General features: G+C 71.1%; 9 protein-coding genes. 8 read left to right on the top strand and 1 reads right to left on the bottom strand.

Annotated elements, in window-relative coordinates; translation table 11 throughout:
- Positions 1-27: 27 nt before the first annotated feature.
- The 8 genes from AB0B50_RS42895 to AB0B50_RS42860 all read left to right on the top strand — a co-directional run bounded on the left by AB0B50_RS42895 (position 28) and on the right by AB0B50_RS42860 (position 15,681).
- The gene (locus AB0B50_RS42895) at positions 28-7,458 is read left to right on the top strand and encodes an SDR family NAD(P)-dependent oxidoreductase (RefSeq protein WP_362342948.1); all 7,431 of its coding nucleotides are present in this window, start codon (positions 28-30) and stop codon (positions 7,456-7,458) included.
- A gap of 71 nt (positions 7,459-7,529) precedes the next feature.
- A complete protein-coding gene (locus AB0B50_RS42890) occupies positions 7,530-8,732 on the top strand; it encodes a macrolide family glycosyltransferase (protein ID WP_362342945.1) in 1,203 nt (400 codons plus the stop codon).
- Position 8,733: 1 nt separating this feature from the next.
- On the top strand, positions 8,734-9,723 hold the full coding sequence (locus tag AB0B50_RS42885) for an SDR family NAD(P)-dependent oxidoreductase (RefSeq protein WP_362342966.1): 990 nt from the start codon (positions 8,734-8,736) through the stop codon (positions 9,721-9,723).
- On the top strand, positions 9,720-10,958 hold the full coding sequence (locus AB0B50_RS42880; RefSeq protein WP_362342942.1) for a glycosyltransferase: 1,239 nt from the start codon (positions 9,720-9,722) through the stop codon (positions 10,956-10,958). The genes AB0B50_RS42885 and AB0B50_RS42880 overlap by 4 nt, the downstream gene beginning before the upstream one ends.
- Before the next feature lie 148 nt (positions 10,959-11,106).
- A complete protein-coding gene (locus AB0B50_RS42875; protein ID WP_362342939.1) occupies positions 11,107-12,222 on the top strand; it encodes a DegT/DnrJ/EryC1/StrS family aminotransferase in 1,116 nt (371 codons plus the stop codon).
- A 32-nt stretch (positions 12,223-12,254) separates the two neighbouring features.
- Complete coding sequence (locus AB0B50_RS42870; RefSeq protein WP_362342936.1) at positions 12,255-13,322, top strand: glucose-1-phosphate thymidylyltransferase; 1,068 nt, start codon at positions 12,255-12,257, stop codon at positions 13,320-13,322.
- Complete coding sequence (gene rfbB, locus AB0B50_RS42865) at positions 13,319-14,302, top strand: dTDP-glucose 4,6-dehydratase (RefSeq protein WP_362342933.1); 984 nt, start codon at positions 13,319-13,321, stop codon at positions 14,300-14,302. Before AB0B50_RS42870 ends, rfbB begins: the two co-directional genes overlap by 4 nt.
- Positions 14,299-15,681: an NDP-hexose 2,3-dehydratase family protein gene (locus AB0B50_RS42860; protein WP_362342930.1), complete on the top strand. Its 1,383-nt coding sequence runs from the start codon at positions 14,299-14,301 to the stop codon at positions 15,679-15,681. Before rfbB ends, AB0B50_RS42860 begins: the two co-directional genes overlap by 4 nt.
- A gap of 1 nt (position 15,682) precedes the next feature.
- Here AB0B50_RS42860 and AB0B50_RS42855 read toward each other — a convergent pair whose 3' ends face one another.
- Complete coding sequence (locus AB0B50_RS42855) at positions 15,683-16,279, bottom strand: acyltransferase (RefSeq protein ID WP_362342927.1); 597 nt, start codon at positions 16,277-16,279, stop codon at positions 15,683-15,685.
- Between the last annotated feature and the right edge of the window lie 114 nt (positions 16,280-16,393).

Raw genomic sequence — 16,393 nt, 5'->3', positions numbered from 1 at the left:
ATGGAGGCGCTGCCTGCGGGTGGTGCGATGGTGGCGGTGCAGGCTTCGGAGGAGGAAGTGCGGCCGCTGCTGGCCGAGTTCGAGGGCCGGGTGGGGATTGCCGCGATCAACGGGCCGACCTCGGTGGTGGTGTCGGGTGATGAGGATGCCGTGTTGGCGGTGGCGGACCGGTTGCGCGGGTTGGGGCGTAAGACGAAGCGGCTGGTGGTTTCGCACGCGTTCCATTCGCCGTGCATGGAGCCGATGCTGGCCGGGTTCCGGGCGGTCGCGGAGACGATGACCTTCGCCGCCCCGGAGATTCCGGTGGTGTCGAACCTGACGGGTTCGGTGGCGTCGGCGGGGGAGTTGGGGTCGGCGGAGTACTGGGTGCGGCACGTGCGTGAGGCGGTGCGTTTCGCGGACGGTGTGGCGTCGCTGACCGCGCAGGGTGTGTCGGTGTTCGTGGAGCTGGGCCCGGACGGGGTGCTCAGTGCGATGGGTGCGGAGACGGCGCCGGAGTCGGCGTTCGTGCCGGTGCTGCGCAACGGTCGTCCGGAAGCTGCCTCGTTGGTGACCGGGTTGGCACGGGCGTGGGTGCACGGCGCCGCCGTGGACTGGTCGGCGTTCTTCGAGGGCACGGGCGCCACCCGCGTCGAGTTGCCCACGTACGCCTTCCAGCGCCAGCGCTACTGGCTGGAGGATCACGCCGACACGGCGGTCGAGCGCGGCTCGGACCTCGGTGGGGCGTCGGTGCGCCAAGAGGCTCTGTACGAGGTCGCCTGGGAGCCCGCTGCCAGTGCGGACGTTGCGGAGGACTGGGCGTTCCACGCCGAGTGGGACGAGCCGCGGGAGAGCGGCGAGATGCCGCGTTTCAGCGTGTTCACGCTGGGCGGCGACTCCGCACTGTCTGACCCGGAGCTGTCTGCCCCCGAACTGTCCGTCCCCGAGCTGAATGTCCCCGAGCTGAATGTCCCCGAGCGCGTCCATGCCCTCGGAGAGCGGGTCCTTGGCACTCTCCAGGCGTGGCTGGCCGATCCGCGGGCGGTTTCGACGCAGCTGGTCGTGGCCACCGACGCCCCCGATCTGATATCCGAGCCGATCCGCGGCCTGGTGCGCTCCGCGCAGTCGGAGAACCCCGGCCGGTTCGTCCTCCTCACCGCCGACCGGCTGGATGAGGAGGCCATACGTATCGGCCTGGGGGCCGCGGCGGACGAGCCGCAGATCCGGGTCCGCGACGGCCGTGCGTATGTCGCTCGTCTCCAGCACGTGGAGGTACCCACGGAGGTACCCGCCGTGGCATCCACGGAGGTATCCACCGAGGCATCCGCGGAGGCGCCCGCTGAGTCGACCGATCGCCCGGACCTGACCGACGGCGTGGTCCTGGTGACCGGTGCCACCGGTGGTCTGGGGCGGCTGGTCACCCGCCACCTGGCCACGGCGCACGGCGTCAGCGACATGGTGCTGGTCTCGCGCTCGGGGCCGGACCCCGACTGGTCCGAAGAGCTCTCGGCACTCGGTGTGTCCGTGCGCATGGTCGCCGCCGACGTCGCCGACCGCGCCGCCATGGCGGACCTCGTCGACTCGGTCAGGGAACGACTGATCGGCGTCGTGCACACGGCCGGAGTCGTCGACGACGGCCTTGTGGAGACCCTTGACCCTCAGCAGTGGCACACGGTGCTGCGCCCCAAGGTGGACGCCGCCTGGCAGCTCCACGAACTGACGGCCGACCTCGATCTGCGAGCCTTCGTGCTCTTCTCCGCCGCGGCCGGGACCTTCGGCGGTGCGGGGCAGGGCAACTACGCGGCGGGCAACGCCTTCCTCGACGCCCTGGCCGAGTACCGCCGCTCTCAGGGCCTGCCCGCGGTCTCGCTGGCCTGGGGGCTGTGGGCCGAACGCCGGGGCATGGGAGGACAGCTCAGCGACACCGACCTCGCCCGGATGGCCCGCGGTGGCGTCCTGCCGCTCTCCGCCGAGCAGGGCTTGGCGCTGTTCGACGCGGCATTGGCGGTCGACCGCCCCGCCCTGATCCCTGTACGGCTGGACCTCGCCGTGCTGCGCGGCGTGGCCGAATCCCCGGCGCTGCTGCGCGGCCTCGTGCCCACGGTTCCCGAGAGCGCGGCCCCCGCCTTCGCCTCCTCCACCACCACCGTCGGCCCCGACACGGCCGCCCCCGGCTCGGCCCTGGCCCGGCGACTGAGCGAGCTCGCCGAGGCCGACCGGGACCAGCTGCTGCTGGACCTGGTCCGCGACCACGCGGCCGCGGTGCTCGGCTACACCACGGCCGAAGCGGTTGACAGCCAGCGCCCGTTCAAGGACGTCGGTTTCGACTCCCTGACGGCGGTCGAGCTGCGCAACCGGCTCGTCTCCGCCACTGGCCTCGCTCTGCCGGCGACGCTGGTCTTCGACTACGCGACGCCGACCGCCCTCGCCCAGCACCTCGGGAGCGAGCTCACGGGAGCCGGACAGGAACCCGCCGATACGCACGCGGGCGGACCCGCCTTCGCGAACGCCGCGACCGACGACGACCCCATCGCCATCGTGGGGATGGGCTGCCGCTTCCCCGGCGGCGCCGACACCCCCGACGCGCTGTGGCAGCTGCTCGCCTCGGGCGGCGACGCCGTCGCTGACTTCCCCTCGGACCGCGGCTGGGACGTGGAGCGCCTCTACGACGCGGACCCCGACCGCATCGGCAAGAGCTACGTACGCGAGGGCTCCTTCCTGCCGGACGCTTCGGGCTTCGACCCCGCCTTCTTCGGGATCGCCCCTCGTGAGGCCCTTGCGATGGACCCGCAGCAGCGGCTGCTCCTCGAGACGGCCTGGGAAGCGGTTGAGCGCGCGGGCATCGACCCCTGGTCGCTGAAGGGCAGCCGGACCGGTGTCTTCGCGGGCACCAACGGCCAGGACTACGGAGCGCTGCTCCAGCGCGCCCCGAAGGAGTCGGACGGATACCTGGCGACCGGCAGCGCGGCCAGCGTCGTCTCCGGTCGGCTCTCCTACACCTTCGGCTGGGAAGGGCCCGCCGTATCCGTCGACACGGCCTGCTCCTCGTCGCTGGTGGCGCTGCACCTGGCGGTGCAGGCGCTGCGAGGCGGCGAGTGCTCGCTTGCCCTGGCCGGCGGCGTCACGGTGATGTCCACCCCCGGCCTCTTCGTGGAGTTCAGCCGCCAGCGCGCGCTGTCCCCGGACGGCCGCTGCCGCGCCTTCTCGGACACCGCGGACGGTACGGGCTGGGGTGAGGGTGCGGGCATGCTGCTGCTGGAGCGGCTGTCGGACGCGCGGCGCAACGGTCACCCGGTGCTGGCGGTGGTGCGCGGCTCGGCGGTGAACCAGGACGGCGCGAGCAACGGTCTCACCGCGCCCAACGGCCCATCGCAGCAGCGGGTGATCCGCGCGGCGCTGACCGACGCGCGGCTCTCCACCACCGATGTGGACGCCGTCGAGGCCCATGGCACCGCGACCACACTGGGTGATCCGATCGAGGCGCAGGCGCTGTTGGCGACGTACGGCCAGGAGCGGTCGGAGGACCGCCCGTTGTGGCTCGGCTCGGTGAAGTCGAACATCGGTCATACGCAGGCTGCCGCCGGTGTGGCCGGTGTCATGAAGATGGTGCTGGCGATGCGGCACGGTGTGTTGCCGCGGACGCTGCATGTCGATGAGCCGTCGTCGAAGGTGGATTGGTCGGCGGGTGCGGTGGAGTTGCTGACGGAGTCGCGTGAGTGGGCGGAGGTCGAGGGTCGTCCGCGTCGTGCGGGCGTCTCGTCCTTCGGTGTGAGTGGCACCAACGCGCACGTGATCCTGGAGCAGGCGCCGGAGTCGGAGCAGGTCCCGGAGTGGGAGTCGGAGTCGGAGTCGGCGGTGGCGTCTGCTGACCCCGTCGAGCCTCTGGCGCTGCCGTGGCTGCTCTCGGCACGTGGTGCGGAGGCGCTGCGCGACCAGGCCGCGCGACTTCTCTCCCACCTCCAGGCTGACCCGGCCCTGTCCCCGATCGACGTGGGTTGGTCGCTGGCGTCCGGACGTACGGAGTTCGGCCACCGCGCCGCTCTGGTCGCCAGGGACCGGGACGGTCTGGTCTCCTGCCTGGAGACGCTGGCTCGTGGGGAGAGTGCCCCGGGTGTGGTGACCGGTCCTGCCGGGGGTACGTCGGCTGGGTCTCGTGGCCGGGTGGTGTTTGTGTTCCCGGGTCAGGGTGCGCAGTGGGCGGGCATGGGCGTGGAACTCCTGGACGCTTCCCCGGTGTTCGCCGAGCGGCTCGGTGAGTGTGCGGCGGCTCTGTCGGAGTTTGTGGACTGGTCGTTGGTGGACGTGCTGCGTGGGGTGGCGGGTGCGCCGTCGTTGGAGCGGGTGGACGTGGTCCAGCCCGTGTCCTGGGCGGTGATGGTCTCGCTGGCCGAGGTGTGGCGCTCCATGGGCGTGGAACCCTCGGCCGTGGTGGGGCATTCGCAGGGTGAGATCGCTGCCGCGTGTGTGGCGGGTGGTCTGTCGTTGCGTGATGGTGCGCGGGTGGTGGCGTTGCGCTCGCAGGCCATCGCGGAGCATCTTGCGGGTCGTGGCGGGATGATGTCGGTGGCGCTGCCGCTGGCCGAGGTGGAGTCCCGGCTGGAGGGCTGGGTCGGCCGGTTGGAGATCGCGGCGGTCAACGGCCCCTCCTCCACGGTGGTGGCCGGTGAGCCGGACGCCCTGGACGAGCTCCTCGCCGCGTGTGAGGCCGAGGGTGTGCGTGCGCGCAGGGTGCCGGTGGACTACGCCTCGCACACCTCGCACGTGGAGTTGATCGAGGACGAACTGGCCCGTGTCCTGGGCGACATCACTCCTCAGCCCGCTCGGGTGCCGTTCTATTCGGCGGTGACCGGACAGCCCGTGGAGACCACCGGGCTGGACGCGGGCTACTGGTACCGCAACCTGCGCCAGACGGTCCGCTTCGAGGAGTCGATCGGCGCGCTGTCCGGTGCGGGCTTTGGCGCGTTCGTCGAGGTGAGCGCGCATCCGGTGTTGACGATGAGCGTGCAGGAGGCACTGGAGGGCGTTGAGCGGCCCACGGTGGTGGTGGGTTCGCTGCGGCGCGACGAGGGCGGCCTGGACCGCTTCCTGACCTCGGTCGCCGAGGCCTGGACCCACGGTGTACGCGTCGACTGGACGCGGGCCTTCACCGGAACCGGCGCCACCCGCGTGGAGTTGCCCACGTATGCCTTCCAACGCCGGCGCTACTGGATCCAGGTCGACCCCGCGGTGACCGGTGACCTCAACGCGGTGGGTCTGCTCCCGACCGAGCATCCGCTGCTCGGCGCGGCGGTCGAACTGCCCGACTCCGACGAGGTCGTCTTCACCGGTCGGTTGTCGGCGTCGGCGCACCCCTGGCTCGCCGAGCTGTCGGTGGGCGAGGACGGGGCCGTACTGGTACCCGGCACCGCCTTCGTGGAGCTGGCGATCCGTGCCGGTGACGAGGTGGGCAGCCAGGCGCTGGAGGAACTGACGCTCGACGCCCCGCTCATCCTGCCCGCGCAGGGCGCCGTCCAGCTGCGGGTGAGAGTCGCCGGACCGGATGCCGCCGGTCGCCGGGCGATCAGCGTCTACGCGCGCCCGGAGCACGCCCCTGAGCACGCCGACGACGCGGTCCGAGCCGTCTGGACGCGGCATGCGACCGGTGTGCTGGCCGCTGATGCTGCTACGACCGGGGACGCCGCTGAGGCGTCCGACACGGCCGATGTGACCCCCTGGCCCCCGGCCGGAGCCGTCACGGTCCCCATGGGAGCGGTGCCCGTCGAGACGACCGGCGCGCTTCAGGCGCTGTGGCGCGGCGACGACGAGGTGTTCGCCGAAGTGGCCCTGCCGGAGGAGCGGGAGACGGAGGCGGCGGGCTTCGGCCTCCACCCCGCGCTGCTGGACGCCGCGCTCGACGCGGCCCGATTCGCCGCCCGTGCCGCCTTCGGTGACGCCGAGGACGGCACGGAGGGGGAGGACGAAGCGCAGCGGGACGTCGAGGCTCTGTGGCTGCCGTCCTCCTGGCGCGGTGTCGCCCTCCAGGCCGTCGGTGCCACCTCGCTGCGCGTACGGATCGCCGGAGCCAAGCCGGACGCGCTCGCCGTCACCCTTGCCGACACCACGGGCGCGCCGGTGGCACGGGTGGACACGCTGGCCCTGATGCGCCGGGACGTCACGGACCTCGTGGCGGAGTCCGGCGCGGCAGTCGGGACAGGCGAAGGGGTACGGGTCGCCGTACGCCGTGCTCCGGCCAGGCGGACGGCCGCCGCGGGCGGCAGCGCTCCCGTCGGACCGGACCTGGCCCGGCAGTTGGCGGGGCTCCCGGAGACGGAGCGGACCTCCGTCGTCGTCGACCTGGTGCGGGCCGAGACCGCCACGGTCCTGGGCCACACCGCACCGGAGACGGTGGAACTGGACCGCGGGTTCTTCGAGTCGGGGTTCAACTCCCTGATGGCGGTGGACCTCCGCAACCGGTTGAGCGTGGCCACCGGGCTGCGACTGCCGACGGCGTTCCTCTTCGAGTACACCGTGCCCTCGGCCGTCGTCTCCTATCTGCTCAGGGAGTTGGCCGAGGCCGACACGGCGGACGCGGACGGCGGCCCGGCCGGGGCCGGAACGAGGTCATCGGACGGCGCGGGCACGGGGAGCACCCGGAGCGCGCAGCCGGGCGGCGTCACCGCGCTGTTCCGGCAGGCACACGCCGAGGGACGGCACGTCGCGGGCAACGAGCTGATCACGGCCGCGTCGGTGCTGCGCCCGACGTTCGACGCCGCGACCGCCGCCGACCACGTCCCGACCGCCGTGCGGCTGGCGGCCGGGGAGGCCCGTCCCCGGCTGCTCTGCCTGCCGGCGGTCGTGGCCACGGCGGGGCCCCAGCAGTACACGCGGTTCGCCGAGCACTTCCGCGGCAGGCGGGACGTGACCGTGCTGCCGCAGCCGGGGTTCCTGCACGGCGAGCACCTTCCCGCCGACATGGAGGCGCTCGCGGAGCTGCACGCCGATGCGGTGCAGCGGGCCGCGGGCGAGGACCCGTTCGTACTCGTGGGACACTCCGCCGGCGGCCAGATCGCGCACGCCGCCACGGCCCGGCTAGAGCGCCTCGGCGTCCGTCCCGCCGCGCTGGTGCTGCTGGATGTGCCCTGGCCGGAGGACACGGCCGACGACGACGTGGCGGCGGCCATGCTCGGCGTGGTCTTCGACCGCGAGGCGAAGCTCGGCGGGGACATCATGAACGACAACCGGCTCACCGCCATGGGCGGTTACCACCGGATCCTCGGCCCCTGGCGGCCGGAGCCCATCGCCACGCCGACCCTGGTGGTGCGGGCCACCGAAGCGATGCCGGGGCCGTCCGGGACCACGAAGGACGGCGCGATGCTGCGCGTCACCTGGAAGTTGGACCACATGGTGCGGGACGTGCCCGGAAACCACTTCACCATCGTCGAGGAATGCGCCGGATCGACGGCACGCGCCGTCGAGGAATGGCTCACCGAAACGGTCTGACCGGCCCTGACGGCACCCGGCGGCCAGGAGACTCGGCCGCCTCGAAACACCTGAAATAGGAGTACGTCTCAGTGAAGCACCACATCGCGTTCCTCGGCTCGCCCTATCAGGGGCATGTGAACCCCACCTTGTCCGTCGTCGCCGACCTGGTGAGGCGGGGCCACCGGGTGACCTACGTGACCACGGACCAGTTCGCCGAACGCGTGGCCGCCACCGGCGCCGAGGCCGTGCGCTACACCTCCGTATGGCCCGCGGACCGCAGCGCGCCGGCCGAGATGTCGGCCGACGAGATGGCCCAGGGGCCGTTGCAGCACCTCCGCGAGAACATCGCCGCGGCGACCGCCGCCGAGGCGGAGCTCGCCGCGGACCTGCCGGACCTGGTGGTGTACGACGCGCTCATGAACTTCGCGGGCAAGGCGCTCGCCGAGAAGTGGAAGCGCCCGGCCGCCCAGTCGGTGCCGATGTTCGCGTCCAACGAGCACTTCTCGGTGCTCCAGGCGCTCGCCGAGGAGTTCCCGGCACTCGACCCGCAGCACCCGGCGCTGATCCAGTTCGGCACGGAGCTCGCGGAGTTCCGGCTGGGACAGGGGCTTTCCGCACCCGGCCCCGGCGACTTCCTCGCCGCGGCCGAGGACCTCAACGTCGTCTTCCTCGCCGAGGAGTTCCAGCCCGCCGCGGACACCTTCGACGAACGGTACGTGTTCGTCGGCGCCGGCCTGGTCGACCCCTCGACCCAGAAGCCCTGGAACCCGCCGGCCGACGGCAGGCCCGTGCTGCTGATCGCCCTGGGCACGGTCTTCAACGAGCGGCCGGACTTCTACCGTGCCTGCGCCGAGGCGTTCGCGGACCTGCCCTGGCATGTGGTGATGGCCACCGGTCACCGGGTCGACCCCGCCGAACTGGGCGAGCTCCCGGACCACTTCGAGGTCCATCGCCATGTGCCGCAGACGGCCGTGCTGGAGCACGCACGGGTCTTCGTGACCCATGCCGGAGTCCGCAGCGCGATGGAGTCCCTCCACCACGACACCCCGATGGTGGCCGTACCGCAGTCCGTCGAGCTGGACTTCACGGCCCGTCGGACCGCCGAACTGGGCCTGGGGCTGCGGATCGCCCGCACCGAGGCCACCCCCGAGGCGCTGCGCGCCGCCGTGCTGAAGGCCGCCGAGGACCCGGAGATCCGGCGGCGGGTGTCGGAGATGGGGCGGCAGGTCCGCGCGGGCGGCGGCGCCCGCCGGGCCGCGGACGCCATCGAGGCGTACCTGGGGCGTGGCTGACATGGCGTCGGACTACTGGTCCGGCCGCACCGTTCTGGTGACCGGTGGGCTCGGCTTCGTCGGCTCCCACTTCGTCGAGGAGTTGCTGGACAGGGGCGCGGAGGTGCTCTGCCTGTACCGGGGCGAGCGGCCCGAGGTCCTCGCCGAACTCCCCGCCGCCCAGGGGCTGCGGCTGCTGCGGGTGGACCTGCTGGACCACGAGGCCCTGCTCGCCGCCACCGAGGCCGTGCCGCGCATCGACGCCGTCATCAACTGCGCCACCCTCGACGGCAACATGGAGTTCCTGCTCCAGCAGGCGGGACGGATGCTGGACGAGAACATGCGCATGCTGTCCCATGTGCTGAACCTCGCCCGGGACCGGCGAATCGCCGATGTGGTGCTGCTCAGTTCGGCCGAGATCTACTCGTACCAGAGCACGTCCCCGGTGCGTGAGGACGACGACCACCGTCGGCACATGCAGTACACGCCGAACGGCTACCGGCTGTCGAAGATGTTCACCGAGGTGCTTGCGGACCTGTACCGCGAGCAGTACGGGATGAAGATCTATACACCGCGCCCGACCAATGTGTATGGTCCCCGTGACGATTTCGGTACGACCACGAATCACGTCATCCCCAACATGCTCGGCAAGCTCGCCTCCGAGCAGGACATCGAGATCTGGGGAGACGGCAGCCAGACCCGGACCTTCATCTACGTGAAGGACCTGGTGCTCGCCGTGTTGAAGATGGTCGAAGACGGCCGGTTCCAGACGCTGAACGTCGGAACCGAGGAGTCGGTCTCCATCCTCGACCTCGCCCATCTCGTGGCGGAGGCCGCCGGATGTGACGCCGGCAGGGTCAGGATCGATCCCGACAAGCCCGTCGGGGCCTCCCGGCGCGCACTGGATCTCGACGCCTTCCATTCCCTGGTGGACTTCGCACCGAGATCCCTGAAGGACGGCCTGCGCGAAACCGCGCAGTGGTACCACAAGAACTTGCAGAGGGCGAAATGAAGGTTTCACTGCAGACGTTCGGGACGCGCGGCGACGTGTACCCCTTTGTCGCGCTGGGGGCAGGGCTCCGTGCCCGCGGCCACGACGTCGACCTGGCCACCTCGGTGGACTTCAAGGCCATGGTGGAGGAAGCAGGGCTCAACTTCCGCGAGATACCCGGCAGCGGCGCCCACTACTTCGCCACGCCCGCGGTCGTGAAGGCCATCCGGAAGAGCCCTTCGTCCATCCGCACCGCGATGGCCATGCCCCGCCCCAGCGTCGACGAGGTCGCCGACTCGCTGGAGCGGATGTACGACAACGCCCAGGGCGCCGACTTCATGCTCAGCAACCTGATCACCCGCGGCATCGGCTACGCGGGACCGGGTGTGCCCTGGGGCACCGTCTCGTGGTGGCCCATGACTCCCACCCGGGAGTTCCGCGCCTACAAGACCCCCGACCTGCCGCTGGGTTCGGCCTACACCCGGCTCACCCACGGCATGGCCGCCCAGATGGAATGGGCGTTCAACCGTCCCGCCGTCAACCGGTTCCGCACCCGCAGGGGGCTGCCCAAGCTGTCCAAGTCCCCGGTCGGGCAACTGGGCCACCAGCAGCCGGTGTTCTACCCGTACAGCCCCCACTTCCTGCCCCCGCCGTCCGACTGGCCCGAGCGCGTCCACGTGACCGGCTACTGGTCCTGGGAGCGGCCGGAACAGCAACACCAGGCCGATCTGGTGGACTTCCTCGCCGCCGGCTCCAAGCCGATCGTGCTGGCGCTGGGCAGCGCCTGGCCGGTGTACGGCGAACAGACCCTCGACCTGGTCCGGCAGGCCGTACGGCAAGCCCGGCGCCGCCTCATCGTCGTCGGCGGGCCCGAGGGCGACCGTCCCGACGACGAACTGCGGGTGCAGGAGGTCGACTACGGCTGGCTGTTCCCGCAGGTCGCCGCCGTCATCCACGGCGCGACCTTCGGCACCACCGCGGACGTGCTGCGCTCCGGGGTGCCCCAGGTGACCGTGCCCTGCTGGGCCGACGGCCCCTACTGGGCGGCCCGGCTCGCCCAGGTCGGAGTGGCCCCCGCACCCATCCCGTTCCAGAAGCTCACCGGCGCGCAACTGCGCGCCGCCCTCGACGAGGTCGTCACCGACCCGGGGTACGCCGAGCGCGCCGCCGAACTCGGTGCCCGGGTGCGCGCCGACCGCGGTGTGGAGAAGGCCTGCGACCTCATCGAGACGTGGGTGTCGAACACCACCGCCTGACCCACCGACCCCTCGTGCGAGCGGCGCCCGCCCTCGCCGGCCTCCCGCGGCCGTCCCGCGGCGCCCTCGCACACCCTTTCCCGAACTCACCTTTGCCTGCCGGAGCCTTCAGGTTCCACGTCCCACGACCTTGGAGGTTCCACTCCCCATGACCACGTACGTCTGGAACTACCTCACCGAGTACGAGAACGAGCGCAAGGACATCCTCGACGCGGTCGAGACGGTCTTCGACTCCGGTCAGTTGGTGCTCGGCGCCAGTGTGCGCGGCTTCGAGGAGGAGTTCGCCGCCTACCACGGCGTCCGCCACTGCGCCGGCGTGGACAACGGCACCAACGCCATCAAGCTGGCGCTCCAGGCCGTCGGCGTCGGCCCCGGCGACGAGGTGATCACGGTCTCCAACACCGCGGCCCCCACTGTCCTCGCCATCGACGGCACCGGCGCGACCCCGGTCTTCGTCGACGTCAGGGAGGAGGACTTCCTGATGGACACCGACCAGGTCGCCGCCGCCATCACCCCCCGTACCAAGGCCCTGCTGCCGGTTCACCTGTACGGGCAGTGCGTCGACATGGCCCCCCTCAAGTCCCTCGCCGAACAGCACGGGTTGGCGATCGTCGAGGACTGCGCCCAGGCGCACGGCGCCCGCCACCACGGCCAACTCGCCGGCACCATGGGCGAGGTCGCCGCCTTCTCCTTCTACCCCACCAAGGTCCTTGGCGCCTACGGCGACGGCGGCGGGGTCATCACCAACAGCGAGGAGGTCGACGCCGCCCTGCGCCGACTGCGCTACTACGGCATGGAGAAGGTCTACTACGTCGTCCAGACCCCGGGCCACAACAGCCGTCTGGACGAGGTGCAGGCAGAGATCCTGCGCCGCAAGCTGACCCGTCTCGACGCCTACGTCGACGGCCGGCGTGCCGTCGCACGCCGCTACGAGGAGGGCCTGGGCGACCTCACCGACCTCAAGCTGCCCACCACCAACGACGGCAACGAGCACGTCTATTACGTCTACGTGGTGCGCCATCCCCGGCGTGACGAGATCATCGAGCGGCTCAAGGCGTACGACATCTCCCTGAACATCAGCTACCCGTGGCCGGTGCACACCATGACCGGCTTCGCCCACCTCGGGTACGCCAAGGGATCCCTGCCGGTCACCGAGGCGCTCGCCGACGAGATCTTCTCCCTGCCCATGTACCCGTCGCTTCCCACGGACGTCCAGGACAAGGTGATCGCCGCGCTGCGCGACGTCCTGTCCACCCTGTCCTGACCACCTCCTGACCCTCTGAGGAGAGACCTCCGATGAAAGCACTGGTGCTGTCCGGGGGCATGGGCCTCCGCCTGCGGCCCTTCAGCCATTCCCGGCCCAAGCAGCTGATACCGCTGGCCAACAAGCCCGTCCTGGTCCATGTGATCGAGGAGCTGAGGGCCATGGACGTCACCGACATCGGCATCGTGGTGGGCGACCGCCCGGAGAAGATAGCCGACCTCCTCGGCGACGGCTCCGAACTGGGGGTCCGGCTCACCTACATCCCCCAGGAGGCCCCTTGCGGCCTCGCCCACTGCGTGGCCATCGCCCGGGACTTCCTGGCCGACGACGACTTCGTGATGTACCTGGGGGACAACGTCCTCACCTCGGGCGTCGCGGACATCGCCGAAGAGTTCCGGAACAACCGGCCCGCCGCCGAGCTGGTGGTGCACAAGGTGGCCGATCCGCGGGCCTTCGGCGTCGCCGAGGTCGATGCCGAAGGCCGGGTGCTCAGGCTCGTGGAGAAGCCGGAACACCCGGTCAGCGACCTCGCCGTGGTCGGCGTCTACTTCTTCACCCCCGCCATCCACGAGGCCGTCGCCGCGATCGAGGCCAGCGCCCGCGGCGAACTGGAGATCACCGACGCCATCCAGTGGCTGGTGACCCAGGGGGCGGAGGTCACCGCCCGTACCTACAGCGGCTTTTGGAAGGACGCCGGACGGGTCGAGGACGTCCTGGCGTGCAACCGCGAGCTCCTGGACCGGCTGAAGCCGTCCGTGTGCGGCGAGGTCGACGCCGACAGCGAGCTGATCGGTGCCGTGGTCGTCGAGGAGGGGGCGCGGGTGGTGCGCTCCCGGATCATCGGCCCGGCGATCGTGGGCGCCGGGGCGCTGGTGGAGGACAGCTCCGTCGGCCCGCACACCGCCGCCGGCCGTGACTGCCTGCTGAGCGGTGTGGACGTCAGCGACACGATCGTGCTGGAGGGCGCCAGCGTCCGCGATGTCGGCCCGGTGCGCGCCTCCGTCATCGGACGCGAGGCCAGCGTCAGCCGGTCCGCCGCGCCCGAAGGACCCCACCAGCTCATCGTGGGCGACCACAGCAGGATCGAGGTGGCCGCATGAGGATCCTGGTGACCGGGGGCGCCGGGTTCATCGGCTCCGCCTACGTCCGCACCCTGCTCGACGGCGGCTACGGCGGCCACGAGCAGGCGCGCGTGACCGTGCTCGACAAGCTCACCTACGCGGGCAACCGCGCCAACCTCCCGGCCCAGCACGAGCGCCTTGAGTTCGTGCACGGCGACATCTGCGACCTGCCGCTGCTCCTCGAGCTGCTCCCCGGCCATGACGCCGTGGTGCACTTCGCGGCCGAGTCGCACGTGGACCGCTCCATCGACGACCCCAGCGCCTTCATGACGACCAACGTCACCGGCACCCAGGTGCTCCTTGAGGCATGCCTGCGCAGCGGCGTACAGCGGGTGGTGCATGTCTCCACCGACGAGGTGTACGGCTCCATCACCAGCGGCTCGTGGACCGAGCAGTGGCCGCTTGCGCCCAACTCGCCGTACGCGGCGTCCAAGGCGGGCGGCGACCTGATCGCACGGGCCTACTGGCGCACCCACGGCCTGGACGTGTCCATCACCCGCTGCTCCAACAACTACGGGCCGTACCAGCACCCGGAGAAGTTGATCCCGCTGTTCGCCACCAACCTGTTGGCGGGTGAGTCGGTGCCGCTGTACGGCGACGGCTCCAACATCCGCGAGTGGCTGCACGTCACCGACCACTGCGCCGCGATCCAGCTGGTCCTCACCGGCGGCAGGGCCGGCGAGGTCTACAACGTCGGCGGCGGCAACGAGCGGACCAACCGGCAGATCGCCGACGCCCTCCTGGAGCTGTGCGACGCACCGGCGGGGCTGCTGCGGCAGGTGGCCGACCGCAAGGGGCACGACCTGCGCTACGCCCTGGACGACAGCAAGATCAGGGAGGAGCTCGGGTACGCCCCCGCGGTGTCCTTCGAGCGCGGGCTCGCCGACACCGTGGCGTGGTACCGGGACAACCCCGGCTGGTGGAAGCCGCTCAAGGAGCGGAAGGGGGATGCCGCATGACCGCGGTGCTCCCGTCCGGCGTGCTGCGGCCCGCCGACGACCCCGAGCTCCCCGCACGACTCCTGGCCTCGGCACGGGCTCGCGACGAAGGGCTGATGCCGACCGAGGAGTTCGACGTATGGCTCGAAGGGCGGCGCAGGGCGCACCCGTTCAAGGTCGAACGTGTGCCGTTCGCGGAGGCCGACGGCTGGAGCTTCGCGCCCGACACCGGCGACCTCGTCCACTCCAGCGGCCGCTTCTTCAGCGTCGACGGGCTCCGGGTGACCTCGGCCGACGGCCCCTACGGGAACTGGGACCAGCCCATCATCCGGCAGCCGGAAGTCGGCATCCTGGGCATCCTGGTCAAGGACTTCGGCGGGGTGCCGCACTTCCTGATGCAGGCCAAGATGGAGCCGGGCAACCCGAACCTGCTCCAGCTCTCGCCGACGGTGCAGGCCACGCGCAGCAACTACACGCGGGTGCACCGCGGTTCAGCGGTCCGCTACATCGAGCACTTCGTCGGGCCGCGCCGCGGCCGGGTGATCGCCGATGTGCTGCAGTCGGAGCACGGCTCCTGGTTCTACCGCAAGAACAACCGCAACATGCTCGTGGAGACCGACGAGGACGTGCCGCTGGGCGACGACTTCCAGTGGCTCACGCTGGGGCAGCTCAACGAGCTGCTTGCCCGGGACAACGTGGTCAACATGGACGCGCGGACGGTGCTGTCCTGCCTGACCCCCTTCCTGCCCCGTGAGGAGGGTGGCGAGGGCGCGCTGCACCCCACCCCGGAGCTCCAGAGCTGGTTCACCGGGCAGCGCAGCGACCGGGACATCGAGGTGTCCAGGATTCCGCTGCGCGACACGGAGGGCTGGCATCGCGACGCCGAGCGGATCGCGCGTCCGGACGGCCGCTTCTTCCGCGTGGTGGCCGTCTCGGTACAGGCCGGGAGCCGCGAGGTGGCGCGCTGGAGCCAGCCGCTGTTCGAGCCCACGGGACCGGGCGTAGTCGCCTTTGTGGTACGGGAGTTCGACGGAGTGACGCATGTGTTGATGCGGGCCCGGGCCGAGCCAGGATTCCGGCAGACGGTGGAGCTGGGGCCGACGGTGCAGTGCGTACCGGAGAACCACACCGTCGAGCCGCCGCTGCTGGAATACGTGCTCGCCGCGGACCCCTCCCGGATCCGGTACGACGCGGTGCACTCGGAGGAGGGCGGACGGTTCCTGAACGCGGTGTCGCGGCACCTGGTGGTCGAGGCGGACGACGCCCATCCGGTGCAACCACCCGCGGACTGCGCGTGGTTCACGATGGCTCAGCTGGGGGAGCTGCTCCGGCACGGCAACTACCTGAGTGTGCAGGCGCGTACGCTGCTCGCCTGCATGAACGCCCTGCCGCGCCGGTAGCTCAGCTGTCGTCCCGGTGCAGTGCACCGTCCCGTTCCGTGTAGCCCTCGCCCGTGTCCGGGCAGCGGAACCGGCCCTCGCCCTGGTCCTCGAGCGGTACTCCGGCGCGTCCGACCCAGCCGATCCGGCGGGCCGGCACTCCGGCGACCAGGGCGTGGTCGGGGACGTCCCTGGTGACCACCGCACCGGCCGCGACAGTGGCCCAACTGCCGATGGTCACCGGGGCCACACAGACCGCCCGCGCACCTATGGAGGCACCGTGACGGACCGTCACACCGACGGGCGTCCAGTCCTCGGCACGCTTGTGCCGCCCGTCGGGGGTGATGGCGCGCGGGTGGGTGTCGTTGGTGAACACCACCGCGGGGCCGATGAAGACGCCGTCCTCGACCTGCGCGGGCTCGTAGACCAGGGCGTGGTTCTGGACCTTGCAGTCGTCTCCCAGCGTCGTCCCCGGGCCGATGTACACGCCGCGTCCGATGTTGCAGTTCCGGCCCACCGAGGCGTGCTCACGGATATGGGACAGGGCCCAGACCGAAGTTCCTTCGCCGACCAATGCTTTGCCGTCCACCTCCGCGTCGGGGTGAATGTACGCAGCCAACGTTCCTCCTCAACTCGGGAGCGCCAGAGCGTACCTCGTACCCAATTGTGATTGAAATCACAGGAGGGTGCGGTTTGCTGAACAACGCGTAAACGATCACTGAGGGTAAGGGTG

Source organism: Streptomyces sp. NPDC041068, from assembly GCF_040647455.1.
Classification (GTDB): domain Bacteria; phylum Actinomycetota; class Actinomycetes; order Streptomycetales; family Streptomycetaceae; genus Streptomyces.
This window is presented reverse-complemented; position numbering and strand designations above follow the sequence as displayed.

What these genes read in the sequence shown, in the direction of transcription:
- AB0B50_RS42895 (WP_362342948.1), top strand. Translation starts at nt 28, where the DNA reads ATGGTGGCGGTGCAGGCTTCGGAGGAGGAAGTGCGGCCGCTGCTGGCC.
- rfbB (WP_362342933.1), top strand. Translation starts at nt 13,319, where the DNA reads ATGAGGATCCTGGTGACCGGGGGCGCCGGGTTCATCGGCTCCGCCTAC.
- AB0B50_RS42885 (WP_362342966.1), top strand. Translation starts at nt 8,734, where the DNA reads ATGGCGTCGGACTACTGGTCCGGCCGCACCGTTCTGGTGACCGGTGGG.
- AB0B50_RS42875 (WP_362342939.1), top strand. Translation starts at nt 11,107, where the DNA reads ATGACCACGTACGTCTGGAACTACCTCACCGAGTACGAGAACGAGCGC.
- AB0B50_RS42880 (WP_362342942.1), top strand. Translation starts at nt 9,720, where the DNA reads ATGAAGGTTTCACTGCAGACGTTCGGGACGCGCGGCGACGTGTACCCC.
- AB0B50_RS42860 (WP_362342930.1), top strand. Translation starts at nt 14,299, where the DNA reads ATGACCGCGGTGCTCCCGTCCGGCGTGCTGCGGCCCGCCGACGACCCC.
- AB0B50_RS42870 (WP_362342936.1), top strand. Translation starts at nt 12,255, where the DNA reads ATGAAAGCACTGGTGCTGTCCGGGGGCATGGGCCTCCGCCTGCGGCCC.